The following is a 22423-nucleotide window of genomic DNA, read 5'->3' as shown; positions in this document are numbered from 1 at the left end:
GCGCGGGGGCGGGGGGGGGGGGGGGGGGCCCCCACGGCACCGCCGCTTCGCGGCGGACGTCTCCCACCCACCCGTTACTGTCCGATCGGCTCCGCCAGGGCCCGCATCGCCTTGTGCAGCAGGCCCGGTCCGAACGTGACGCGCGTCGCGCCCAGGTGGCCCAGCTCGCGCGGGGACGGGCCGTCCGGGCGGGCGAGGACGTTGAGCGGGCCCTCGATGCCCGCCCGCAGCGCGGGAATCGTCTGCGGCGGCGCCAGGATCGGGTACACGCAGTCCGCGCCCGCCGCCACGTACAGGCGGGCCCGCGCGATCGCGGCCTCGGGGTCCGGCTCGCCCCTGAGGAACGTGTCCACGCGCGCGTTGACGAACAGGCGGTCGCCCGCCGCCGCCCGTACCTCCGCGAGGAAGTCGGCCTGCGCGGCGGGGTCCCTGAGAGCAGTCGCCGAGCCCGCACCCGTGCCGCCCACGGAGTCCTCCAGGTTGCAGCCGACCGCCCCGGCCGCCAGGAGCCGTTCGACCAGCTCCTTCGGCGCGAGGCCGTAGCCGTCCTCCACGTCCGCGCTCACGGGCACGGACACGGACCGGGTGATACGGGCGATCGCCGCGAACATCTCCCCGGGCGGCACCTGCCCGTCCTCGTACCCCAGCGACAGCGCGATCCCCGCGCTGGGCGTGGCCAGCGCCGGGCTGCCCGCCTCCTCGAGGGTCCGGGCGCTCACCGCGTCCCAGGGGCCCGGCAGGACCAGCGGGTCGCCGGGCGCCCGCCCGTGGTGCAGCGCGCGCAGCGTGTCGACGGGGCTCGCGGGGCCCGGGGCGTGTCCGGGGCCCGGGGCGCTCACGGGGCGTACCCGCCGGGCTCGACACGGCGGCTCACCATCAGCCGGTTCCAGCTGTTGATGGCGGTGATCAGGCCGATGAGATGGGCCAGCGCGGACTCGTCGAAGTGCGCCGCGGCCCTCTCGTACACCTCGTCCGGCACGAACCGGTCGGTGAGGAGGGTGACGGCCTCCGTCAGCGCGAGGGCCGCGCGCTCGCGCTCGCCGAACAGCTCCCCGGCCTCCTCCCAGGCGTTCAGCAGGGCGAGGCGCTTGGGCGTCTCACCGTTCTTCAGGGCGATCTCCACGTGCATGTCCAGGCAGAACGCGCACGCGTTGATCTGCGAGGCCCGCACCATGACCAGCTCCGCGAGCACCGGGTCGCCGAGGCCGCGCTTGGCGGCGGCGCTCAACTCGCTCAGGGCGCCGGCGACCCGCTTGTCCAACTGGGCGGTACGCGGCGTCACTTGTGGTCACCGGCCTTGTAGTGGCCCGGCACCTGGCGGGTGGAGACGCCGAAGCGGTTCCACGCGTTGATCACCGTGATCGCGGCGATGAGCTGCGTCAGCTCCGCCTCGTCGAAGTGCGCCGCGGCCCTCTCGTAGACCTCGTCGGGCACGAAGCCGTCGGTGAGCACGGTGATCGCCTCGGTCAGCTCGATCGCGGCGACCTCCTTGGCCGTGTAGAAGTGCCGCGACTCCTCCCAGGCGCTGAGCTGGACGATCCGCTCGACGCTCTCGCCGGCCGCGAGCGCGTCCTTGGTGTGCATGTCCAGGCAGAGCGCGCAGCGGTTGATCTGCGAGGCGCGGATCTTGACCAGCTCGAAGATCACCGGGTCGAGGCCCTTACGGGCCGCCGCGTCGAGCTTGATCATGGCCTTGAACACCTCGGGGGCGTGCTGGGCCCAGGCGAGGCGGGGGCTGTGCTCGTGGCCGTACTCCTTGGCGGCGGTGTTCCGGGCGGTGTCCTCGTTCGTCGTCATGCCTCGACCCTACGGTCGCGGTAGCCCACCGGTATGGTCCATTTCCATGGGAGAATCGTGGGCCACTCTGGGCGTCGACCTGCATCTGGAAACGGGCGGCGACGCCACGCGCCTCGGCGTCCGCAAGGGGCTGACCGACGCTCTGCGCGAGGCCGTGCGCGGCGGCCGGCTCGCCCCCGGCACCCGGCTGCCCTCGTCCCGGTCCCTCGCCGTCGACCTCGGCGTCGCGCGCAACACTGTCGCCGACGCGTACGGGGACCTCGTCGCCGAGGGCTGGCTCACCGCCCGCCAGGGGTCGGGGACGCGGGTCGCCGAACGCCCGGTCGCGCCGCCGGTGCGGCCCACGCCGGCCCGCAGGCCGGCGGGCGCGCCGACGTACGACCTCAGCCCCGGCACCCCCGACCTCGCCTCCTTCCCGCGCGCCGAGTGGCTCAAGGCGGCCCGGCGCGCGCTGGCGGCGGCGCCCAACGAGGCGTTCGGGTACGGCGATCCGCGCGGCCGCGTCGAACTGCGCGAGGCCCTGGCCGGCTACCTCGCACGGGCGCGCGGCGTGCGCGCCGACCCCGACCGCGTCGTCATCACCGCCGGGTTCGTGCACGGCCTGTCGATCCTCGGCCGGGTGCTGCGCCGGCGCGGGCTGCGGGAGGTCACCGTGGAGTCGTACGGCCTGGACATCCACTGGCACCTGCTGCACCGCGCGGGCCTGCGGACCGCGCCGCTCGGCTTCGACGGCCTCGGCACGGACACGGCCGGGCTCGGCGCGGGCGCCGCGAAGGCGGTGCTGCTCACGCCCGCGCACCAGTTCCCGATGGGCGTACCGCTGCACCCCGACCGGCGGGCGGCGGCCGTCGAGTGGGCGCGGCGCGAGGGCGGGCTGATCCTGGAGGACGACTACGACGGGGAGTTCCGCTACGACCGCCAGTCCGTGGGCGCGCTCCAGGGCCTCGACCCCGAGCACGTGGTCTACCTCGGCACGGCCAGCAAGTCCCTGGCGCCCGGGCTGCGCCTCGGCTGGATGGTGCTGCCGTCCGGGCTGCGCGACGAGGTCCTCGGCGAGAAGGACGCCGCCGGGTGGTCCTGCGGCACGCTCGACCAGCTGACGCTCGCGGAGTTCCTGACCTCCGGGGCGTACGACCGTCATGTGCGGGGCGCGCGGCTGCGGTACCGGCGCCGCCGGGACCGCCTGGTGGCCGCCCTCGCCGAACACGCGCCGGAGACCCGTGCCACGGGCATCGCGGCGGGCCTCCACGCGGTCCTCGAACTCCCCCCGGGCACGGAGCAGTCCGTCGTCCAGGCCGCCAACTGGGAGCGCCTGGCGGTCCAGGGCCTCTCCCGCTTCCGCCACCCCCTGGCGACGGCGCCCTCCCGGGACGCCCTGGTGGTCGGCTACGGAACCCCCCCGGACCACGCCTGGCCCGCAGCCCTGACCTCCCTGTGCCGAACCCTCCCCTAACCCCCGGCGCCCCCCGGGAAAGGGACACAAGGACCGACACGACCCGGCCCAGGCACCCCACGCCGACGGCCGGGAGAACATGACGGGGCCCGGGCGAAACCCAGGGAAAGGGGCGCGGGGAACGGCGCGAGCACCCACAACGCTCCCGCAGAAAGAACACCCCCGGTCCGGGCCCCCCGCGCCGACGGGCAGGAGAACATGACGGGGGTCCGGGCGAAGCCGGCGAAAAGGGGCGCGGGGAACGGCGCGAGCAACGAAAACGCTCCCGCAGCAGGAACACCTCCGCGCCGAGCGGACGCGCCAAGGGCCGAGGAACACGACGCCCCCGGCGAAACCCGGGCAAAGGGGCGCGGGGAACGGCGCGCTCAATCACAACGCTCCCGCAGCAGGAACACCTCCGCGCCGAGCGGACGCGCCAAGGGCCGAGGAACACGACGCCCCCCCGGCGAAACCCAGGGAAAGGGGCGCGGGGAACGGCGCGAGCACCCACAACGCTCCCGCAGAAGAACACCCCACCCCAGTCAAGTCACCCCCACCGACAACCAAGCCCCCGGCACGGGAAAGGCGAGGCCCCCGCCAGTCACCGCCCCGCCCCCGCGCCCGCCGCAACATCCGCGCCCGCCGCAACCCCCGCCTCGCCAAACCGCGCCAGCGCCAACGCCCCGGCGACCGCCACCGCGAACCCCAGGACCGCCAGCCACCCCAGCCCTTCCCTGGTGCGGTCACCCAGCCACACCACGCCCACCAGCGCGGGCCCGATCGTCTCCCCGATCACCAGCCCGGCGGTGGCGGCCGTCACCGACCCCCGCTGCAACGCCGACGTCAGCAGCAGGAAGGCCGCCCCACCCCCCACCAGCAGGGCGTACGTCGCGGGGTTGGCCAGCAGCGCCCCGGGCCGGACGGAGTCCACGAGCCGTACGGTCACCTCGACCACCCCGAAACCGCACCCCGCGCCGAGCCCCAGCGCCAGGGCCCGCCCCCGGTCGGGCAGCCGCCCGGCCACCGCTCCGAGCGCGGGCACGGCCACCGCGACGCCGAGCATCACGTACCGCAGGGTGGTGGAACCGCCGTGCTCCCCCTCGTCCCCGGAGGCGAGCCCGAGCATCGCGAGCCCCGCGCAGACCACGGCGACGGCACCCCACTCGGCGCCGCTGAGCCGCACCCGCAGCAGCCGGGCGGCGACCACCGCGGTGACGGCGAGACTCGCGGCGAGCGCCGCGCCCACCGCGTAGATGGGGACGGACCGCAGGGCCACGATCTGCAGCAGAAAGCCGAGCCCGTCGAGCGCGAGGCCCACGAGGTAGCGCCACTGGCGCAGGGCGCGCATCAGCAGCGCCGGGTCGACGCCGGAGCCGGTGCCGGGCGCGGTGGCACGGGTGGCGACCGCCTGGAGAACCGAGGCCGTACCGAAGCAGACCGCTGAGCCGAGTGCGCAAAACATCCCAAGAGACACGAAGTGACTGTAGACGACGGCAAGTCGGGGAAGACCCGAGGGGCGACGGCCGGGCGGGCCACTAGGCTGACCGCCTATCACACGCACCGACGGGGGAGGCGCTGCACGGATGGCACGAATACAGCAGCCGACAAAAACGTCACCCGAAACAGAGACGCAGCCCCAAGCCCAGGCACCCACCAGAGCCCAGGCACCTACCGGAGCCCAAGCCCAGGCCCAGGCCCAACCCGGGACCGAGGCCCAACCCGGGACCGAGGCCCAACCCGGGACCGGGGCCCAAACCGGGACCGAGGCCCAGGCGGCCCGCAAAAAGCCCCGGCGCCTCCGCTCCAGCACCGTCGTGCTCGGCGGCATGGGCGTCCTCGCGGCGACCCTCACCTCCTGCGGCTCGGACCCGGACCGGCGCTGCGTGGACCGGGACAGCTACGACGGCTTCCGCGGTTACCGGATCGTCGCCGACAAGAACTGCAAGACCGGCTCCCAGGGCTCCTCCGCGGGCAAGGGCCGCAAGACGGGCACCGGCTCGCACGGCGGCAGGACGTCGGGCCGCACGGACGCCGCCTGGTACTACGACGCCGACGTCGACGGCCGTTACGCCGACGACGGCACGTTCAGCCGCAGCGAGGCCGTGGACCGGGACGGCTTCGGCTGCTCGGGCGACGGCGGCAGCGGCGGCGGCTGACCGCGGCCGGAACGAGACGCGTACGCCATGGAACGCCGCACGATCACCCCCCGCCCCGACTGGCAGCGGACCGTCGAGGACCAGGGACTGATCTACCCCCTGACCCGCTACCCCGACGACACCCTGCGCCCCTACTGGGACGAGAGCGCGTACTACGTCTTCTCGCTGCCCGAGGTCGAGGCGCTGGAGGAGGTGGTCGAGGAACTGCACGCGATGTGCCTGGCCGCCGCCGCGCACATCGTGGCGCACGACCGCCTCGCCGACCTCGGCATCACGGACCCGCGGGTGGCCGCCGCCGTCACCGAGGCCTGGCACCGCCGGGCCGAACTCCCGTCCCTCTACGGCCGTTTCGACCTGCGGTACGACGGCACGGGCCCGGCGAAGATGCTGGAGTACAACGCCGACACCCCCACTTCTCTGGTGGAGGCCGCGAGCCCGCAGTGGTTCTGGATGGAGGAGCGCTTCCCCGGCGCCGACCAGTGGAACTCCCTCCACGAGCGCCTCGTGGATGCCTGGCGGGGGCAGGCCGCGCTGCTGCCGCCCGGCGGCCCGCTCTACTTCGCGCACTCCGCCGCCGACGAGCTGGGCGAGGACCTGATGACGGTCGCCTATCTGCGGGAGACGGCCGAACAGGCGGGCCTCGCCACGGACTCCATCGCCATGGAGGACATCGGCTGGGACCGCCTCTCGCGCCGCTTCGTGGACAAGAGGCTCCGTTTCCTGCGGTCCTGCTTCAAGCTCTACCCCTGGGAGTGGCTGACCACGGACCGCTTCGCGCCGCACGTCCTGGAGACCCTGGACAACGGCGGCGGCACCGGCTCGACCCTGTGGATCGAACCGGCCTGGAAGATGCTCCTGTCCAACAAGGCGCTCCTGGCCGTCCTGTGGGAGCTGTACCCGGGCCACCCGAACCTGCTCCCCGCCTACCTGGACGGCCCGCGCGAACTGGCCCAGGGCCGCGGCTACGTCGCCAAGCCGCTGCTGGGCCGGGAGGGCGCCGGCGTCACGGTGCACGAGCCGGGCACGACCGCCGCCCCGCGCGAGGAGCCGTGCTGCTACCAGGAGTTGGCGCCACTGCCGGACTTCGACGGCAACCGCGTCGTGCTCGGCGCATGGGTCGTGGAGGACGAGGCGGCGGGACTCGGCATCAGGGAGTCCTCCGGCCTGATCACGGACGAGTACGCCCGATTCCTCCCCCACGTCATCCTCTGACCGCCTGCCTTCGCCCCCGGACCACCGCCCCGGCGACCACCACGCCCAGGCCACCCGCCCCCGGCCCGCCCCGCCCAGGAAACCGCTAGCTCAGCACGGCCCGCAGCTGGTCCAGCCCCCAGTCCAGGTCCTCCTTGCTGATCACCAGCGGGGGAGCGATGCGGATCGTCGCGCCGTGGGTGTCCTTCACCAGTACCCCGCGGTCCATCAGCTTCTCGGAGACCGCGCGGCCCGTGCCGTACGCCGGGGCGATGTCGACGCCCGCCCACAGCCCGCGCCCGCGCACCTCGCTCACCTTGCCGGTGCCGGTCAACAGGCCCAGCTCGGCGTGCAGATGCTCGCCCAGCTCCGTGGCCCGCGCCTGGTGCTCGCCCGTCTCCAGCATGGCGACCACCTCCAGGCCCACGGCGCAGGCGAGCGGGTTGCCGCCGAACGTCGACCCGTGTTCGCCGGGCCGGAACACCCCGAGCACGTCGGCGTCGGCGACCACCGCGGAGACCGGCACCACACCGCCCCCGAGCGCCTTGCCCAGCACGTACACGTCCGGGACCACGCCCTCGTGGTCGCACGCGAACGTACGTCCCGTCCGGCCGAGCCCCGACTGGATCTCGTCGGCCATGAAGAGCACCCCGCGCTCCCGGGTCAGCTCCCTGACCCCGGCCAGGTACCCGGCGGGCGGCACAAGCACCCCGGCCTCGCCCTGGATCGGTTCCAGCAGCACCGCCACGGTGTCCTCGGTCACTGCGGCCCGCAGCGCCGCCAGGTCCCCGTACGGCACGACGTCGAACCCCGGCGTGTACGGGCCGAAGTCCGCCCGCGCCTCGGCGTCCGTGGAGAAGCTGACGATGGTCGTGGTCCGGCCGTGGAAGTTGTCGGCGGCCACGACGATCCTCGCCCGGCCGTCCGGTACGCCCTTGACCTTGTACCCCCACTTCCGCGCGGTCTTGACGGCCGTCTCCACGGCCTCCGCGCCGGTGTTCATGGGCAGCACCATCTCCTTGCCGCACAGCGCGGCCAGGCGCGCGCAGAACTCGGCGAACCGGTCGTGGTGGAAGGCCCGCGAGGTCAGCGTCACGCGGTCCAGCTGCGCCTTGGCCGCGTCGATCAGCCGGCGGTTGCCGTGCCCGAAGTTGAGCGCGGAGTACCCGGCGAGCATGTCGAGGTAGCGGCGCCCCTCGACGTCGGTCATCCACGCGCCCTCGGCGGAGGCGACCACGATGGGCAGCGGATGGTAGTTGTGCGCGCTGTGCGCCTCGGCCGAGGCGATGAACCGCTCGCTGGTCGTGCGGGGAGAGGGCGTACTCGACACGGGGTCTCCGTTCATCCTGCGGCGTGGGCCGGTGATGGCGGCCGGATGGTACACGTTCTGCCGGATGGTTCACGTTCTGCCGGGTGGTTCCGGTTCTATCGTCGCTCGCATCGCGGAGGGGGAAACCTGCCGGATCGGCGCGCCGGCCGTGGCGGCCCGGACAGCACGGTCACTGGCGCACGGGCGAGCGACCCCGAGCTGATCTTCCGCGGGGGAGGATCAGGGGCGGCGGGCCCGCCGCCCCGCCACCCGCCGCCACCCCGGCGCGCGGACTTCCGCCCCAACCTGTTTCCGAGCAATGAGGGTCACCTGAGAGAATGGGCCGCATGGCCTCTGAACGTCCTCGTGTGCTCTCCGGGATCCAGCCCACCGCCGGCTCGTTCCACCTCGGCAACTACCTCGGCGCGGTGCGCCAGTGGGTGGCGCTCCAGGAGTCCCACGACGCCTTCTACATGGTGGTGGACCTGCACGCGATCACCGTGCCGCAGGACCCCGCCGAGCTGCGCGCCAACACCCGCCTCGCCGCCGCCCAGCTGCTCGCCGCCGGCCTCGACCCCGAGCGCTGCACGCTCTTCGTCCAGAGCCACGTCCCCGAGCACGCCCAGCTGGCGTGGGTGATGAACTGCCTCACCGGCTTCGGCGAGGCCTCCCGCATGACGCAGTTCAAGGACAAGTCCGCCAAGCAGGGCGCCGACCGCGCCTCGGTCGGCCTGTTCACCTACCCGGTCCTCCAGGTCGCGGACATCCTGCTGTACCAGGCCCACCAGGTCCCGGTCGGCGAGGACCAGCGCCAGCACATCGAGCTGACCCGGGACCTCGCCGAGCGGTTCAACGGCCGCTTCGGGCAGACGTTCACCGTGCCGTCGGCGTACATCCTCAAGGAGACGGCGAAGATCTACGACCTCCAGGACCCGTCGATCAAGATGAGCAAGTCGGCGTCCACACCCAAGGGCCTGATCAACCTCCTCGACGAGCCCAAGGCCACCGCCAAGAAGGTCAAGAGCGCCGTCACGGACACCGACACCGTCATCCGCTACGACGTGGCGCAGAAGCCGGGTGTCAGCAACCTCCTGAGCATCTACTCCACGCTCACCGGAACCGGTATCGCGGAACTGGAGCAGAAGTACGCCGGCAAGGGCTACGGTGCGCTGAAGACCGACCTCGCCGAGGTCATGGTCGAGTTCGTCACCCCGTTCCGGGACCGCACCCAGCAGTACCTGGACGATCCGGAGACGCTCGACTCGATCCTGGCCAAGGGCGCGGAGAAGGCCCGTGCCGTCGCCGCCGAGACCCTCGCGCAGGCGTACGACAAGGTGGGCTTCCTGCCCGCCAAGCACTGAGCCCCGCCCCGCCGACACGACGAACACGACGAACACGACGAACACGACGACAGGACGACAGGAGTACGACGTGGGGACCGTAACGATCGGCGTCTCGATCGCGGTCCCGGAGCCACACGGCAGCCTGCTCCAGGAGCGGCGCGCGGGCTTCGGGGACCCCGCGGCGCACGGCATCCCCACGCATGTGACCCTGCTGCCGCCGACCGAGGTGGAGGCCTCCGCGCTGCCCGCGGTCGAGGCGCACCTCATGTCGGTGGCGGCGGCGGGCCGCCCCTTCCCGATGCGCCTTGGCGGCACGGGCACCTTCCGTCCGCTGTCCCCTGTCGTCTACGTCCAGGTGGTGGAGGGTGGCGCGGCCTGCTCCTGGCTCCAGGAGCGGGTCCGGGACGCGTCGGGCCCGATGGCGCGCGAACTGCAGTTCCCCTATCACCCGCATGTCACAGTGGCGCACGGCATCTCCGAAGAGGCCATGGACCGGGCGTACGCCGAGCTCTCGGAGTACGAGGCCGCGTGGCCGTGCACCGGGTTCGCGCTGTACGAGCAGGGCTCCGACGGCATCTGGCGCAAGCTGCGCGAGTTCGCCTTCGGCGGCCCCGTGGTGCCGCCCCAGTCGCCCTACCCGGCCGCCCGCGGCTCACTGCCCGCGCGCTGAGCGGACGCGCGCCGGGCGTACGCCCGGCGAGCAGTCGTGTTCCGGGCGGCCACGCACCGCGAAAAAACGGCCGCGCCGGGCCCGTCCGCTCAGAGCGGCAGCCGCCGGAAGACGGGCCTCGGCAGGTGCCGCAGCGCCGACATGACCACCCGCAGGGCGCCGGGCACCCACACCGTCTCCGAGCGCCGCCGCAGACCGGTCTCGATGGCCAGCGCCACCGCCTCCGGAGTGGTCGCCATCGGCGCCTCCTCCAAGCCCCGCGTCATCTTCGAGCGCACGAAGCCGGGCCGGACGACCATCACATGCACCCCGGTGCCGTGCAGCGCGTCGCCGAGGCCCTGGGTGAAGGCGTCCAGGCCCGCCTTGCTGGAGCCGTAGATGAAGTTCGAGCGGCGGGCCCGTTCGCCCGCGACCGAGGAGAGCACCACCAGGGAGCCGTGCCCCTGGGACTGCAGGGCCCGCGCGCACACCAGGCCCGCGGAGACCGCCCCGGTGTAGTTGGTCCGCGCGACCCGCACCGCGGAGAGCGGGTCGTCCTCGTCGCGGGCCTGGTCGCCGAGGACACCGAAGGCGAGCAGCACCATGTCGATGTCGCCCTCGGTGAAGACCTTGCCGAGGTGCTCCTCGTGGGACTCGGGGTCGAGCGCGTCGAAGGCGACGGTCCGCACGTCCGCGCCCAGGTCGCGCAGCCCGGCGGCGGCCTGCTCCAGGGCCGGTGAGGGCCGGCCGGCCAGCCACACCGTGCGGGTGCGGCGCGCGATCAGACGCCGGGCGGTGGCCAGGCCGATCTCGGAGGTGCCGCCGAGGACGAGCAGGGACTGGGGGGTGCCGAAGGCGTCTTTCATGAGTACCGATCTCCTAGAGGTCGAGGCGGCGCGAGAGGTCCGAGCGGAACACGCCGCGCGGGTCGAGACCGGCCCGCAGGGCGCGGAAGTCGTCGAGCCGTGGGTACATCGCGGCGAGCATCTCGGGCCGCAGCCGCGCGTCCTTGGCGAGGTAGACGCGTCCGTCGGCGGCGGCCACCTCCTCGTCCAGCTCGTCGAGGAAGGCGCCGAGGCCGGGCAGGCCCGCGGGGATGTCGAGCGCCAGCGTCCAGCCGGGCATCGGGAAGGACAGCCAGCCCGGATCGCCCTGGCCGAAGCGCTTCAGCACGGCGAGGAAGGAGGGGCAGCCGCGCTCCGAGATGCGCCGCACGACGCGGCACAGGGCCTCCTCCTTGCCGTACCCGACGACGAACTGGTACTGCACGAAGCCGCTGCGGCCGTAGACGCGGTTCCAGTGCGGGACGCCGTCCAGCGGGTGGAAGAAGGTGGAGATCTTCTGCAGCTCGCCGGTGCGGGAGCGGGGCGCCCTGCGGTACCAGAGTTCGTTGAACAGGCCCACCGAGGCCTTGCCCAGCAGCCCCTCCGGCAGGAAGGAGGGCGCGGCGGGCAGCTGCCCCGGGCGGAAGGCCAGCGGGGCCCTGCGCGCGCGGCCCCGGGCGGGCAGGGCGGCCAGCGGGGCGTGGTCGCCGCGGGTCAGCACCGAGCGGCCCATGGCGCTGCCGCGCGCGAGGAGGTCGATCCACGCCACCGAGTAGCGGTAGCGGTGGTCGCCGGCGGTGAGGCGGGCCATCAGGTCGTCGAGGTCGGTGGCGCGCTCGGTGTCCACGCTCATCAGGGACGTCTCGACCGGCTGGAGCCGGACCGTCGCCGACAGGATCACGCCGGTCAGGCCCATGCCGCCCGCGGTGGCGTCGAACAGGGGGGTGCCGGGCGCGAGGGTGTGGACCGTGCCGTCCGCGGTGAGCAGGTCCATCGACAGGACGTGGCGCGCGAACGAGCCCGAGACGTGGTGGTTCTTGCCGTGGATGTCGGCGCCGATGGCCCCGCCGACCGTCACATAGCGGGTCCCGGGGGTCACCGGCACGAACCAGCCGAGGGGCAGCAGGACCTCCATCAGGCGGTGCAGCGAGACCCCCGCGTCGCACACGACCGTGCCCGCGTCGGCGTCGATGGCGCGCACCCGGTCCAGGCCCGTCATGTCGAAGACGTCGCCGCCCGCGTTCTGCGCCGCGTCGCCGTACGCCCGGCCCAGGCCCCTGGCGATGCCCCCGCGCTCGCCGCAGTCGCGCACGGCGGCCGCGGCCTCCTCGGGGGTGCGGGGCCTGACCAGCCGGGCGGTGGTCGGGGCCGTACGGCCCCAGCCGGAGACGGACACGGCCTCGAAGGGCGTCAGGGCGGGGGAGTCGGCAGGCATGGCACCGACCGTAGCGTCCGATTGAGGATAGTTCGGCATAAATCATCCGCTCTCTCACCGAAATGGGTGATTGAGGGAGTGTCATCACAACATTGCCGGAATTATTTGAAGGTTGGCTACAAGAGTCGAGACGCCCGGCCCCGAACCCCCCGGCCCCCGAACCCGCCCCGCCCCCGCATCTCTTCGGATGTCTTCGAAAGAGGCCACATGCACGACATGGACCACAGGCTGCTGTCGGCCCTGCGCGACTGCGGCACCGACCCGCGCGTGGCCACCGCCGCGCGCGCCCTCTCCTGGAGCGGCGAGCACGGCGCGCTCTGGATCGCCGCCGGGCTCGCGGGCGCCGCCGTGGACCGTGAGCGGCGCACCGCCTGGCTGCGCGGCGCGGCCCTGACCGCCGCCGCCCACCTGGCCAGCATGGGCCTCAAGCGGATCGTGCGCCGCCCGCGCCCCGCGGGCCCGCCCGGCACCGAACCCCTGGTGCGCACCGCGGGCCGGCACTCCTTCCCCAGCTCGCACGCCACCTCGGCGGCCGCCGCCACCGTCGCCTACGGCGCGCTGCGCCCCGCCGGCGCCCGCCTCGTGCCCCCGCTGGCCGCCGCGATGTGCGTCTCCCGCATGGTCGTCGGCGTCCACTACCCCTCGGACGTGGCCGCGGGCGCCGCGCTCGGCGCGCTCACCGCCCGCGCCGGGAGCGGCTGGATGAACGGGGGCCGCCGCGATGCCTGAACGTATCTCCACCGCCCTGGAGCACCCTCGCCCGCACCGGACCGCACGCCCGGGCCCCCTCGCGCTGCCCCTCGGCCTCCTGAAGACCGCGCGGCCCCGCCAGTGGGTCAAGAACATCCTGGTCGTCGCGGCCCCCGCCGCGGCGGGCGAACTCTTCTCGCGCCAGTCCCTGACCCGGCTCTCCCTCGTCTTCGTGCTGTTCACGGCCGCCGCGTCCGCCGTCTACCTCATCAACGACGCACGGGACGCCGACGCCGACCGCGCCCACCCCACCAAGTGCCGCAGGCCGGTCGCCGCCGGGCAGGTGCCGGTGCCCGTCGCCTACGCCGTCGGCGGGTGCCTCGCGGTCCTCGCACCCGTGACCGCCGCCTTCCTGTGCACCCCGCTGACCGCCGCGCTCCTCGCCGCCTACGTCGGCATGCAACTCGCCTACTGCGTCAGCCTCAAGCACGTCCTCGTCGTCGACCTCACCATCGTCACGACCGGCTTCCTGATGCGGGCCATGATCGGCGGCCTCGCCCTCGACATCCCGCTCTCGCGCTGGTTCCTGATCACCACCGGCTTCGGGGCCCTCTTCATGGTCTCCGCCAAGCGCTACTCCGAGGCCGTCCAGATGGCCGCCACCACCGGGAAACCGGGCGCCACGCGCGCGCTGCTCACCGAATACACCACCGGCTACCTGCGCTTCGTATGGCAGCTCGCCGCCGGGGTCGCCGTCCTCGCGTACTGCCTGTGGGCCATGGAGGAGGGCGGCAGCACCACCGGCGGCAGCCTGCTGCCCTGGCGGCAGCTGTCCATGACCGCCTTCATCCTCGCGATCCTGCGCTACGCCGTCTTCGCCGACCGGGGCACCGCCGGCGAGCCCGAGGACGTCGTCCTGCGCGACAGGGCACTCGCCGTCATCGGCCTGGTGTGGCTGGCGATGTACGGGCTCGCGGTCGCGGACTGGTGAACGCGCACTCCCCGCGCGGCCGGCTGCGGGCGCTCGGACCCGAACTGCTGGGCTTCGCCGCCGCAGGGATCTGCGCCTACGCGGCCGACCTCGCCCTGTTCGTCTGGCTGCGCGGGCCCGCCGGCCTCGACCCGCTGACCGCCAAGGCGCTCTCCTTCGTGGCGGGCTGCTCGGTGGCGTACGCGGGCAACGCGCTGGGCACCTACCGGCGCAGGGCCGCCGGAGTGCCGCGGCTGCGCCAGTACGCCGTGTTCTTCGCCGTCAACATCGCCGGCGCCCTCGTCCAACTGCTGTGCATCGCCGTCTCCCACTACGGGTTCGGCCTCACCTCGCAGCGGGCCGACACCGTCTCCGGCGCCGGAATCGGCATGGCCCTCGCCACCGCGCTGCGGTTCTGGGGAACCCGGACCCTCGTGTTCCGCGTGGCGGGCGGGACTTCGGGCACGACTTCGGACAGGACCGCAGGCACGGAGGCGACATGGACTGGCTGAAGAAACTGCCCGGCATCGGGCCGATCGCCGAGAAGGGCATGCGCACGCACGCGTGGCGCTCGTACGAACGGCTCGACACGGTCCACTGGAGCCGCCTCGCGGCCGCCATGACGTTCATCAGCTTTCTGGCGCTCTTCCCGCTGCTCACCGTGGCCGCCGCGATCGCCGCGGCCACCCTCACCACCAAGCAGCAGCACACCCTGGAGAACAAGCTCACCGAGCAGGTCCCCGGCATCTCCGACCAACTCGACCTCGACGGCCTGGTCGCCAACGCCGGCACCGTCGGCCTCGTCGCCGGCGCCCTGCTGCTCTTCACCGGCATCGGCTGGGTCGGCTCGATGAGGGAGTGCCTGCGGGCCGTCTGGGAACTGGAGGACGAGGAGGAGAACCCCGTCCTGCGCAAGGTCAAGGACGCCGGGGTGCTCATCGGGCTCGGCGGCGCGGGCCTCGCCTCCTTCGCCGCCTCCGCGCTCGCCTCGACCGCCGTCGGCTGGACCGCCGACCTCCTCGGCGTCGACGAGACCGGCTGGGGCGCGGCCCTGCTCCAGGCCGTCGCCTTCGCGATCGCCGTCCTCGCCGACTTCCTGCTGCTGCTCTACGTCCTGACGCTGCTGCCCGGCGTCCAGCCGCACCGGCGCGACCTCGTCATCGCGGGACTGATCGGCGCCGCCGGCTTCGAGCTGCTCAAACTGCTCCTCGGCGGCTACATGAAGGGCGTCGCCGCCAAGAGCATGTACGGCGCCTTCGGCGTGCCCGTCGCGCTGCTCCTGTGGATCAACTTCACCGCGAAGCTGCTGCTGTTCTGCGCCGCCTGGACGGCGACGCGGAAAGCGGCGCGGACCGGTGCCGCGACGGACGAGGAGGACTCCGCCGTCAGCTCCGGCGCGGGGGACGCCCGGACTGGCCCGGAAGCGGCATCCGGCGCCTGACGAGGAAGGCGCCCGCGCCCAGCACCACGACCAGACCGCCCGCCACCCCCAGGGCGACGCCCATGCCGCTCGACCCTCCACCGGAGCCGTGCGCCATGTTCGCGGCGGCGCCGTTCTTGCCGTCGCCGCCGCTGCCCGGAGCGCTGTTGCCGGACCCCGCGGCACCCTTGGGAGCGACCAGCCGGCCCACGGGGTCGACCTTGCCCGCGGCGGCGAAGCCCCAGTCGAAGAGCCGCGCGGTCTCCTTGTAGACGGCGTGGGGCTCTCCGGAGGAGGGATTCATGACGGTGACGAGCAGCACCTTGCCGTCGCGCTCGGCGACACCGGTGAAGGTGTTGCCCGCGTTGGTGGTGCTGCCGTTCTTCACGCCGGCGATGCCCTTGTAGGGGCTGACGCCGATGGCCCCGGTGAGCAGCCGGTTGGTGTTCTGGATGCCGAAGGACTCCCGCTTCGTCTTCCCCTTGTCCTTGCCCTTGGTGATCTTCTTGGTCTCACCGGGGAACTGGGCGGTGGCCGTCGAGCAGTACTCCCGGAAGTCCTTCTTCTGCAGCCCGGAGCGGGCGAACAGCGTCAGGTCGTACGCCGAGGAGACCTGCCCCTTGGCGTCGTACCCGTCGGGCGAGACCACGTGGGTGTCCAGGGCCTGGAGGTCCTCGGCGTGCTTCTGCATGTCCTCGACGGTCTTGGCGACGCCGTCGTTCATCGCCGAGAGGACGTGCACCGCGTCGTTGCCCGACCGCAGGAAGACGCCGAGCCACAGGTCGTGGACGGAGTACGTCTCGTTCTCCTTGATGCCCACCATGCTGCTGCCCGCGCCGATGCCCTCCAGGTCGGCGAGGGCCACCTTGTGCTGCTGCGACTTGGGGAACTTCGGCAGCACCGTGTCCGCGAACAGCATCTTGAGGGTGCTCGCGGGGGGCAGCCGCCAGTGCGCGTTGTGCGCGGCGAGGACCTCGCCCGACTCCGCGTCGGAGACGATCCAGGAACGCGCCGACAACTCCTTGGGCAGCACCGGGGCACCCGCCTTGAGCTTCACCTGGGTGCCCGGCTTGCCGAGCAAGGCGCCGCCGACACTCGACATCGCCGCGGGCGGCTTCGGCTGCCCCTTGTCGCCCGGCTCCTCGTCCGCGACGGCGGGGGCGGTCGCGGACATCGTCAACAGGGTCGCGGAGGCGAGCAACAGAGCGGCTTTTTTCGACACGGGCACGGACGAGAACGTACAGGGCGGGTTCACGGGCCCCACCGCCGACTCCTGGTTCCTGCTCGCTTGGTTCCTGCTCGCCTTCGCGGCATGGAGCTGGTTCATCTGGACTACCTTTCACAAGCAACTAACCATCAGGACACCGGAACCCGGAGAAGGCACAGGTCACAGCGCATGACGCCATTCGTCGCCCTCCCTTCAGAAGAGCGTTTGGACACCGTGAGGGTTGCGGTCTACGCCCGACAGTCCAAAGCCCGTCCCGACTCGTCCGAGGCATCCCCCGAAGCGCAGCTCGCCGCCGGAGCGGCACTGGCGGACGGTCGCGGTTGGCAGGTCGTCCATCGGTTCAAGGACGTCGGCCGCTCCGGATGGGACCCCAACGCCGTACGCCCGGGGTTCGAAGAACTCATGGTCGCTGTGCGCGCGGGGGAGGTCGACGCGGTGGTCGTCAACGAGTTGAGTCGGCTGACCCGCAAGGGCGCGCATGACGCGTTGGAGATCGACAGTGAGTTCAAGAAACACGGGGTGCGCTTCGTGTCCGTGCTTGAGCCGTTCCTCGACACGTCCAACGCGATCGGTGTCGCGATCTTCACCCTGATCGCGGCACTCGCCAAACAGGACAGCGACATCAAGGCCGAGCGGCTCAAGGGTGCGAAGGACGAGATCAAGGCCGTTGGCGGGCGGCACTCGAGCTCTCCTCCCTATGGCATGCGCGCCGTCCGCGAGAAGATCGGCAACCTCGTCGTCTCCGTGCTTGAGCCCGACGAGGGCAACCCGGAACATGTCGCCATCGTCGAGCGCATGCTTGAGATGAGCTGGAACGGGATCGCGGACAACAAGATTGCGACCACGTTTGAGGACGAAGGGATTCCCGCACCCGGGAACGCTGAGCGGCGCGCCACTGAGAAGCGGATCGCGTCCATCAAGAAGCGCCGCGTGTCGGATGAGGACAGCCCTGTCCGTTGGCGTGCCCAGACTGTGCGATGGATTATCAATCACCCGGCCGTTGGTGGCTTCGCAAGTGAGCGGGTGAAGCGGGGGAAGGCGTACGAAAACGTCGTCGCTCAGGATGCTGCCGGCAAGCCCATGGCGCCGCACAGGGGGATCGTTACAGGCGCGAAGTGGCTTGAGCTGCGAGAGCGCCGCAAGAAACGCAACGCCAACCGGAAGCCAGGGAACGGGGAAACCACGCCACGACTGCTTTCCGGGTGGCGTTTCTCGACATGCGGTATCTGTGCCGGGTCCATTGGGCAAGCCAAAAACAACGGTGGGCAGGACTATTACATGTGCGCGAATCCCAAGGGGCACGGCGGACTGTCCATCAAGCGCGAAGAGGCGGACCATTACGTTGCCGGCAAGGTCTGGGCGCGGTTGATCGCTGCCGACATGGAAGATGAGACTGACCGCGGTTGGGTCGCTGCGGCCGCGCTGCGCCACGCGGGACAGAAGGACTTGGCCGGAGTACGGGAGGAACGCCGCGAAGTGGTGGCTCGTTTGCACCATGTGCAGCGGTCCATTGCGGAGTTGCAGGCGGACCGCAAAGGCGGGTTCTACCGAGGTCGGGACGAATTGGCCATGTGGCGGGCCACCATGGAGCAATACCGGGCCTACGAGGGCGAGTGCACGAGCAAGATCGCTGAACTTGACGGCAAGATCCAAGATGCGATCGAGGTACCCGCTGCATGGTTCGAACCCGGGGAAGACCCGGTGGGGCCCAAATCGCCATGGGGCTCATGGGACGTATTCGAGCGACGAGAGTTTCTCGGCTGCTTCCTGTCAGGCGTCCGGATCGGGCGGGGGCGCGACCCGGAGACGAGGAAGCTCATCCCGATCGAGGAACGGATCACGGTGCACTGGCGTCAGCTCGAACCGGAGCGGGATGCCCTCGCGTGAGCGCGAAGACCCCGAAAGCCGATCACACCAACGCCCGTGCCTAGGATGAACGACGTGATGGCCAAGGCGAGGTGGACCCAGAAGTAGCCCGTGGGACTGCCGTTGTCGAAGGCGAGCCCGCTCGCATCCTTGGCCAAGTTCTTCACGAAGGTCGTCCAGACCACCCAAGACCACACGCCGAAGGCGAGCAGGAACCAAGAGACGGGACGGCTGAGCTTCATGGAGTGGTGTCCTCTGGTGCGGGGGAGCCGTGCCCCGCAAGTGTCCTACTCACGGCTCAGTGCCCTGGCATCGGGGGTGCCGGTGGTGGGGACCATCGGGTTGCGTGGCGTTCGCGCTCTGCGCCGCGCCTCATAGCCGTGGCCGTGGTGGGGGTGCTCATCGGCCTCGCCGTCCTCGGGGCCGTCGCCGGCTTCCACCGGTACGCGTGGTGCCGTCTGGTGCGGGACACGACCGCCGGGCCCGGGCCCGCCCGCCGCGCGGGCACGGTCGTCTTCGTCGCCGGCCCGCTGCTGATGTGCGCCGCGCTCGTCAGCGGGCGGGCCGGGGCGCCCTTCCCGCTCCAGCGGGTGCTGGCCTGGCCCGGCTACCTGTGGCTGGCGCTCTCCCTCTACCTGCTGCTCGCCCTGCTCGCCGCCGAGTCCCCTGGCACGGCGGTGGGCGGAACGCCCGCGCCCGGAAGGCGTACGGGACCTCGGCGAGGAAGACGTACGGGGCCCCGTCGGAGGGGCAGACGGGCCGGACCTCGCCGAGAGGGACGTACCGGGCCGGTCCGAGCAGGTGGCCTCCCGTCGTCTGTTCGTCTCGCGGGTCGTCGGGGGTGCCGTCGCGGCCGCCGCCGTGGGGACCGTCGGGCACGGGATGTACGGCGTGCTGCGCGGGCCCGGGGTGAAGCGGGTCACCGTGCCGCTGGCCAAACTGCCGCGCGCGGCGCACGGGTTCCGGATCGCGGTGGTCAGCGACATCCACCTCGGGCCGATCCTCGGGCGCGACTTCGCCCGCCGGGTGGTGGACACCGTCAACGCCACCCAGCCCGACCTCATCGCCGTGGTCGGCGACCTGGTGGACGGCAGCGTCGAGGACCTCGGCCCGGCCGCCGCGCCGCTCGCCGGGCTGCGGGCACGGCACGGCACGTACTTCGTCACCGGCAACCACGAGTACTTCTCCGGCGCCGACCAGTGGGTCGACCACGTCCGCGAGCTGGGCCTGCGCCCGCTGCGCAACGCCCGTACGGAACTGCCGTGGTTCGACCTCGCCGGCGTCGACGACGTGGCCGGGGAGAGCGAGGGCGAGGGGCCCGACTTCGCCCGGGCGCTCGGTGACCGGGACCGTGCACGGGCCTCGGTGCTCCTGGCCCACCAGCCGGTCGTCATTCACGACGCCGTCGAGTACGGCGTGGACCTCCAGCTCTCCGGCCACACCCACGGCGGCCAGCTCTGGCCCGGCAACTACGTGGCGGACCTGGCCAATCCGACGCTGGCGGGCCTGGAGCGCTACGGCGACACCCAGCTGTACGTGTCGCGGGGCGCCGGCGCGTGGGGGCCGCCGGTGCGGGTCGGGGCGCCGTCCGACATCACGGTGGTGGAACTGGCGTCGCGCCACGCGTGAGGGGACGGGGCGTCGCGCCGGGCAGGGCGAACCGGCGTACGCCCGGCACCGCCGCCGTCCCCGCGCAGGCCGCTGCCACGACCGCCGCCGCGATCCACAGCGGGGGCCCGGTGCCCCAGGCGCCCGCCATGAGTGGCGCGAGGACGTAGCCCAGCGGCATCGCGGCCATCGAGAGCAGCCAGTCGTACGAGGTGACGCGGGCCAGCACCGCGGCCGGTATCGCCGCCTGCACGGAGGTCTCCCACACGGGGCTGAGGAAACCGAGGCCGGCCAGCGCGAGGCCGTAGGCGGCGATGACGGCGGGCGCGGGCGCCTCGGCGGCGAGCAGGGCGAGCGGCAGGGCGTAGGTCGCGAGGCCGAGGTTGGCCGTCAGGATCGGTCGGCGGGGCCGGGCCCGCCCGGCGAGCAGCGAGCCGAGCAGCAGCCCGACCGCGCCCGCCTGGAGGATGCCGATCCAGACCTCCTCGCCGCCCGGTTCGGTGACGGCGAGGGCCGGGCCGAGGGTCATCAGCACGGCGGCGGCGCCGTTCCAGGCGGCGTGGGCGACCAGGCTCGTCCAGTACCAGTCGCGGCGCCGCACTTCTTGCCAGCCCTCGACCAAATCCTTGGCGAGGGAGTGGCGCGGGCCCGCCGGGGTCGCGTACGTGACGCGGACGGCCGCGAGGAGGCAGGCGCTGACGGTGAAGGAGGCGGCGTCGACGACGAAGGCCCAGCCGGGGCCCGCCGTGGCGATGAGCAGGCCGGCGAGGGCGGGTCCCGCGAGGGCGGTGCCGCTCCTGACCACGCCGATCAGGGAGTTGGCGCCGTGCCGGTCCTTCTCGGCGACGGTCGCGGTGAGCAGCCGGGGCAGGGTCGGCATGGCGAAGGCGGAGGCGGCGCCGCCGATGGCCTCGGCCGCCGCGATGTGCCACAGGCGGGGTTCGCCGCCGAGCAGTTCGACGCCGACGAAGAGCTGGGTGGCGGCGCGCACCAGGTCGGTGAGCAGGGCGACGGTACGGGCGTCGAAGCGGTCGGCGACGACCCCGCCGAGCGGCAGCAGGAGCAGCCGGGGCCCCATCGCGCAGCCGAGCACCAGGGCGAGCGCGGAGGTGGATCCGGTGGCGCGGAGCACGGCGAGGGCCAGGGCGGCGGGGATGACGGCGTCACCGGCGAGGGACAGGGTCCGGCCGAGGAAGAGCAGCCGGAAGGAGCGGTTGCGCAGCAGCGGATGCGTACGGGGACGAGGCAGCGGCATGACGCCGACGGTATTTCGGTACCGAACTATTCGTCAACGAAATATCTGGCACCGAAGCGACGGAGGCTAAGGTCGGGGGCATGACGGAGGAGAACGACCGGACGGCCGGCCAGGCGGGCGACCGGGCACGGGACTGGACCGACGGGCACCTGGAGCGGTGGCTTCCCGTGCTGCCCCGGCTCGACCCGGACATCGAGGGCGCGGTCACCCGCATGAGCAAGCTGACCGTTCATCTGCGCCGCGTCCGCGAGCAGTCCCTGGTCGACGCCGACTTGGACCGCCCGGAGTTCGACACCCTGCACAAGCTGGCGGGCCGGGGCGGTTCGGCGAGCCCGTCCCGGCTCGCGGCGGACCTCGATCTCGCCCCGGCGTCGGTCACCGGCCGCCTGGACGGCCTGGAGCGCCGCGGCCTGGTCCGGCGCACGCCGTCCCGGCAGGACCGCCGCCGGGTCGACGTGGAGCTGACGGAGGCCGGCCGGGCGCGCTGGCACGAGGCGATGGCCGTCATCGGCCACGAGGAGGAGCGGCTCCTCGGCGTGCTCTCGGCGGCGGAGCGGGCGCTGTTGTCCGACATGCTGCGCCGCGTCATGGCCGTGGCGGAGGCGGACGGCGACGCCGACTGGTGCTGACCACGCGCCCCGGGAGGGGCGCGTCCAGGAACTGTGGCGTGCCCCGCGCCGGGTCCCTCACGAGCTGCGGGCCAGCTCCGGGCGTTTGAGGTAGTCCGTGAAGCCGATGATGTTGCCCCACGGGTCGGCGATCTCCACGGTCCACCCGGTGGCGACGGAGAACGGCTCGGCGAGCAGCACCACCCCCGCCTCCGCGAGGGCCCGCCCCTTGGCGCGCGCGTCCGGCACCTCCAGCCACACGCGGGGCGAGGGCCACGCGGGTGTGCGCGGCACGATGCCGTCCTCCACCCGCAGCAGCACGCCCGGCGTCTCCTTGCCCACCTTCAGGATGGCGAGCCCGATCTCGTCGAGCCGGAAGGAGACCGGGAACCCGGCGCGCTCGTAGAACCCGACGGCCTCCCCGAGGTCGCCGACGGGCAGCAGGACGTTGTCGAAGCCGAGCAGCTCCGCGGCGGGGTCGGTGAACTGGTCAACGGACAGGCCGACCGACTGGTTGTCTGACATTCCGTCAGCGTAGGACGGTGCCCGCGGTCGGGACGCAGACGCGCGAGAACGACGCCGCGACCGCCCCCATCTGGCCCGCACCGGGGACGCGCCGGGCCCCGGGGACGCACTGTGGGC

The 22423-nt window shown here is 72.8% G+C and carries 22 protein-coding genes and 1 pseudogene; 12 read left to right on the top strand and 11 right to left on the bottom strand.

Annotation, left to right across the window (positions count from 1 at the left end):
- Positions 1-74 precede the first annotated feature (74 nt).
- The 3 genes from ABZ385_RS27495 to ABZ385_RS27485 are packed head-to-tail and all read right to left on the bottom strand — an operon-like array spanning position 75 to position 1797.
- A complete protein-coding gene (locus ABZ385_RS27495; protein WP_358913637.1) occupies positions 75-839 on the bottom strand; it encodes an isocitrate lyase/phosphoenolpyruvate mutase family protein in 765 nt (254 codons plus the stop codon).
- Entirely contained in the window at positions 836-1282 is a 447-nt protein-coding gene (locus ABZ385_RS27490) for a carboxymuconolactone decarboxylase family protein (RefSeq protein WP_358589094.1), read from the bottom strand. The genes ABZ385_RS27495 and ABZ385_RS27490 overlap by 4 nt, the downstream gene beginning before the upstream one ends.
- Positions 1279-1797 carry a carboxymuconolactone decarboxylase family protein gene (locus tag ABZ385_RS27485; RefSeq protein WP_358701581.1) on the bottom strand — a complete coding sequence of 173 codons (519 nt, stop codon included), beginning with the start codon at positions 1795-1797 and terminating at the stop codon, positions 1279-1281. The genes ABZ385_RS27490 and ABZ385_RS27485 overlap by 4 nt, the downstream gene beginning before the upstream one ends.
- 46 nt (positions 1798-1843) lie before the next feature.
- Between ABZ385_RS27485 and ABZ385_RS27480 the strand changes: the two genes are divergently transcribed.
- A complete protein-coding gene (locus tag ABZ385_RS27480) occupies positions 1844-3250 on the top strand; it encodes a PLP-dependent aminotransferase family protein (protein ID WP_358913636.1) in 1407 nt (468 codons plus the stop codon).
- A 580-nt stretch (positions 3251-3830) separates the two neighbouring features.
- Here the strand turns inward: ABZ385_RS27480 and ABZ385_RS27475 are convergent.
- Positions 3831-4691: a hypothetical protein gene (locus tag ABZ385_RS27475; RefSeq protein WP_358589114.1), complete on the bottom strand. Its 861-nt coding sequence runs from the start codon at positions 4689-4691 to the stop codon at positions 3831-3833.
- A gap of 364 nt (positions 4692-5055) precedes the next feature.
- Here ABZ385_RS27475 and ABZ385_RS27470 point away from each other — a divergent pair, with 364 nt between their 5' ends.
- The gene (locus ABZ385_RS27470) at positions 5056-5385 is read left to right on the top strand and encodes a hypothetical protein (protein WP_358589116.1); all 330 of its coding nucleotides are present in this window, start codon (positions 5056-5058) and stop codon (positions 5383-5385) included.
- Between the two features lie 27 nt (positions 5386-5412).
- A complete protein-coding gene (locus ABZ385_RS27465; RefSeq protein ID WP_358913635.1) occupies positions 5413-6597 on the top strand; it encodes a glutathionylspermidine synthase family protein in 1185 nt (394 codons plus the stop codon).
- Positions 6598-6682: 85 nt separating this feature from the next.
- On the opposite strand, the gene rocD is transcribed toward ABZ385_RS27465, so the two are convergent.
- Complete coding sequence (gene rocD / locus ABZ385_RS27460) at positions 6683-7921, bottom strand: ornithine--oxo-acid transaminase (RefSeq protein WP_358913634.1); 1239 nt, start codon at positions 7919-7921, stop codon at positions 6683-6685.
- Positions 7922-8232: 311 nt separating this feature from the next.
- Here rocD and trpS point away from each other — a divergent pair, with 311 nt between their 5' ends.
- Together trpS and ABZ385_RS27450 are read left to right on the top strand one after the other, a co-directional pair.
- On the top strand, positions 8233-9246 hold the full coding sequence (gene trpS, locus ABZ385_RS27455) for a tryptophan--tRNA ligase (protein ID WP_358589105.1): 1014 nt from the start codon (positions 8233-8235) through the stop codon (positions 9244-9246).
- Positions 9247-9316: 70 nt separating this feature from the next.
- Positions 9317-9898: a 2'-5' RNA ligase family protein gene (locus ABZ385_RS27450; RefSeq protein WP_358589108.1), complete on the top strand. Its 582-nt coding sequence runs from the start codon at positions 9317-9319 to the stop codon at positions 9896-9898.
- Positions 9899-9987: 89 nt separating this feature from the next.
- Here the strand turns inward: ABZ385_RS27450 and ABZ385_RS27445 are convergent, their stop codons facing one another.
- Positions 9988-10743, bottom strand: coding sequence for a decaprenylphospho-beta-D-erythro-pentofuranosid-2-ulose 2-reductase (locus ABZ385_RS27445; RefSeq protein ID WP_358589110.1), 756 nt, complete (start codon positions 10741-10743; stop codon positions 9988-9990).
- 13 nt (positions 10744-10756) lie between these two features.
- Positions 10757-12136, bottom strand: coding sequence for an FAD-binding oxidoreductase (locus ABZ385_RS27440; protein ID WP_358589112.1), 1380 nt, complete (start codon positions 12134-12136; stop codon positions 10757-10759).
- A gap of 207 nt (positions 12137-12343) precedes the next feature.
- Here ABZ385_RS27440 and ABZ385_RS27435 point away from each other — a divergent pair, with 207 nt between their 5' ends.
- The 4 genes from ABZ385_RS27435 to ABZ385_RS27420 are packed head-to-tail and all read left to right on the top strand — an operon-like array spanning position 12344 to position 15237.
- Positions 12344-12865: a phosphatase PAP2 family protein gene (locus ABZ385_RS27435; RefSeq protein ID WP_358913633.1), complete on the top strand. Its 522-nt coding sequence runs from the start codon at positions 12344-12346 to the stop codon at positions 12863-12865.
- Positions 12858-13817, top strand: a complete 960-nt coding sequence (locus ABZ385_RS27430; protein ID WP_358588625.1) for a decaprenyl-phosphate phosphoribosyltransferase — start codon at positions 12858-12860, stop codon at positions 13815-13817. The genes ABZ385_RS27435 and ABZ385_RS27430 overlap by 8 nt, the downstream gene beginning before the upstream one ends.
- Positions 13814-14308, top strand: a complete 495-nt coding sequence (locus ABZ385_RS27425; protein ID WP_358588623.1) for a GtrA family protein — start codon at positions 13814-13816, stop codon at positions 14306-14308. The genes ABZ385_RS27430 and ABZ385_RS27425 overlap by 4 nt, the downstream gene beginning before the upstream one ends.
- On the top strand, positions 14296-15237 hold the full coding sequence (locus tag ABZ385_RS27420) for a YihY/virulence factor BrkB family protein (protein ID WP_358698882.1): 942 nt from the start codon (positions 14296-14298) through the stop codon (positions 15235-15237). The genes ABZ385_RS27425 and ABZ385_RS27420 overlap by 13 nt, the downstream gene beginning before the upstream one ends.
- On the opposite strand, the gene ABZ385_RS27415 is transcribed toward ABZ385_RS27420, so the two are convergent.
- Positions 15182-16390: a D-alanyl-D-alanine carboxypeptidase gene (locus tag ABZ385_RS27415; RefSeq protein WP_358698890.1), complete on the bottom strand. Its 1209-nt coding sequence runs from the start codon at positions 16388-16390 to the stop codon at positions 15182-15184. The genes ABZ385_RS27420 and ABZ385_RS27415 overlap by 56 nt on opposite strands.
- 222 nt (positions 16391-16612) lie before the next feature.
- Here ABZ385_RS27415 and ABZ385_RS27410 point away from each other — a divergent pair, with 222 nt between their 5' ends.
- The gene (locus tag ABZ385_RS27410) at positions 16613-18331 is read left to right on the top strand and encodes a recombinase family protein (protein WP_358913632.1); all 1719 of its coding nucleotides are present in this window, start codon (positions 16613-16615) and stop codon (positions 18329-18331) included.
- Here the strand turns inward: ABZ385_RS27410 and ABZ385_RS27405 are convergent.
- Positions 18298-18552 carry a hypothetical protein gene (locus tag ABZ385_RS27405; protein ID WP_358698887.1) on the bottom strand — a complete coding sequence of 85 codons (255 nt, stop codon included), beginning with the start codon at positions 18550-18552 and terminating at the stop codon, positions 18298-18300. The two genes, ABZ385_RS27410 and ABZ385_RS27405, sit on opposite strands and share 34 nt — an antisense overlap.
- 138 nt (positions 18553-18690) lie before the next feature.
- On the opposite strand from ABZ385_RS27405, the pseudogene ABZ385_RS27400 reads away from it, so the two are divergent.
- A pseudogene (locus ABZ385_RS27400) lies at positions 18691-19939 on the top strand (metallophosphoesterase).
- Here the strand turns inward: ABZ385_RS27400 and ABZ385_RS27395 are convergent.
- Positions 19905-21173: an MFS transporter gene (locus ABZ385_RS27395; protein WP_358913631.1), complete on the bottom strand. Its 1269-nt coding sequence runs from the start codon at positions 21171-21173 to the stop codon at positions 19905-19907. The pseudogene ABZ385_RS27400 and the gene ABZ385_RS27395 sit on opposite strands and share 35 nt — an antisense overlap.
- An 80-nt stretch (positions 21174-21253) precedes the next feature.
- Here ABZ385_RS27395 and ABZ385_RS27390 point away from each other — a divergent pair, with 80 nt between their 5' ends.
- Positions 21254-21802, top strand: a complete 549-nt coding sequence (locus ABZ385_RS27390; RefSeq protein WP_358588614.1) for a MarR family transcriptional regulator — start codon at positions 21254-21256, stop codon at positions 21800-21802.
- A gap of 57 nt (positions 21803-21859) precedes the next feature.
- On the opposite strand, the gene ABZ385_RS27385 is transcribed toward ABZ385_RS27390, so the two are convergent.
- Positions 21860-22306, bottom strand: a complete 447-nt coding sequence (locus tag ABZ385_RS27385) for a VOC family protein (RefSeq protein ID WP_358588612.1) — start codon at positions 22304-22306, stop codon at positions 21860-21862.
- Positions 22307-22423: the final 117 nt, after the last annotated feature.

It is taken from the genome of Streptomyces sp. NPDC005898 (genome assembly GCF_040629635.1).
In the GTDB taxonomy this organism is placed as follows: domain Bacteria; phylum Actinomycetota; class Actinomycetes; order Streptomycetales; family Streptomycetaceae; genus Streptomyces.
Note: the sequence above shows the minus strand (reverse complement) of the source record. Positions and strands in the feature narration are given on the sequence as shown.

Excerpts from the sequence above, each read along its gene's own strand:
- ABZ385_RS27485 (WP_358701581.1), bottom strand. The coding sequence starts at position 1,797 with ATGACGACGAACGAGGACACCGCCCGGAACACCGCCGCCAAGGAGTAC.
- ABZ385_RS27480 (WP_358913636.1), top strand. The coding sequence starts at position 1,844 with ATGGGAGAATCGTGGGCCACTCTGGGCGTCGACCTGCATCTGGAAACG.
- ABZ385_RS27475 (WP_358589114.1), bottom strand. The coding sequence starts at position 4,691 with ATGTTTTGCGCACTCGGCTCAGCGGTCTGCTTCGGTACGGCCTCGGTT.
- ABZ385_RS27470 (WP_358589116.1), top strand. The coding sequence starts at position 5,056 with ATGGGCGTCCTCGCGGCGACCCTCACCTCCTGCGGCTCGGACCCGGAC.
- ABZ385_RS27465 (WP_358913635.1), top strand. The coding sequence starts at position 5,413 with ATGGAACGCCGCACGATCACCCCCCGCCCCGACTGGCAGCGGACCGTC.
- rocD (WP_358913634.1), bottom strand. The coding sequence starts at position 7,921 with ATGAACGGAGACCCCGTGTCGAGTACGCCCTCTCCCCGCACGACCAGC.
- trpS (WP_358589105.1), top strand. The coding sequence starts at position 8,233 with ATGGCCTCTGAACGTCCTCGTGTGCTCTCCGGGATCCAGCCCACCGCC.
- ABZ385_RS27445 (WP_358589110.1), bottom strand. The coding sequence starts at position 10,743 with ATGAAAGACGCCTTCGGCACCCCCCAGTCCCTGCTCGTCCTCGGCGGC.
- ABZ385_RS27440 (WP_358589112.1), bottom strand. The coding sequence starts at position 12,136 with ATGCCTGCCGACTCCCCCGCCCTGACGCCCTTCGAGGCCGTGTCCGTC.
- ABZ385_RS27435 (WP_358913633.1), top strand. The coding sequence starts at position 12,344 with ATGCACGACATGGACCACAGGCTGCTGTCGGCCCTGCGCGACTGCGGC.
- ABZ385_RS27430 (WP_358588625.1), top strand. The coding sequence starts at position 12,858 with ATGCCTGAACGTATCTCCACCGCCCTGGAGCACCCTCGCCCGCACCGG.
- ABZ385_RS27420 (WP_358698882.1), top strand. The coding sequence starts at position 14,296 with ATGGACTGGCTGAAGAAACTGCCCGGCATCGGGCCGATCGCCGAGAAG.
- ABZ385_RS27415 (WP_358698890.1), bottom strand. The coding sequence starts at position 16,390 with ATGTCCGCGACCGCCCCCGCCGTCGCGGACGAGGAGCCGGGCGACAAG.
- ABZ385_RS27410 (WP_358913632.1), top strand. The coding sequence starts at position 16,613 with ATGACGCCATTCGTCGCCCTCCCTTCAGAAGAGCGTTTGGACACCGTG.
- ABZ385_RS27405 (WP_358698887.1), bottom strand. The coding sequence starts at position 18,552 with ATGAAGCTCAGCCGTCCCGTCTCTTGGTTCCTGCTCGCCTTCGGCGTG.
- ABZ385_RS27395 (WP_358913631.1), bottom strand. The coding sequence starts at position 21,173 with ATGCCGCTGCCTCGTCCCCGTACGCATCCGCTGCTGCGCAACCGCTCC.
- ABZ385_RS27390 (WP_358588614.1), top strand. The coding sequence starts at position 21,254 with ATGACGGAGGAGAACGACCGGACGGCCGGCCAGGCGGGCGACCGGGCA.
- ABZ385_RS27385 (WP_358588612.1), bottom strand. The coding sequence starts at position 22,306 with ATGTCAGACAACCAGTCGGTCGGCCTGTCCGTTGACCAGTTCACCGAC.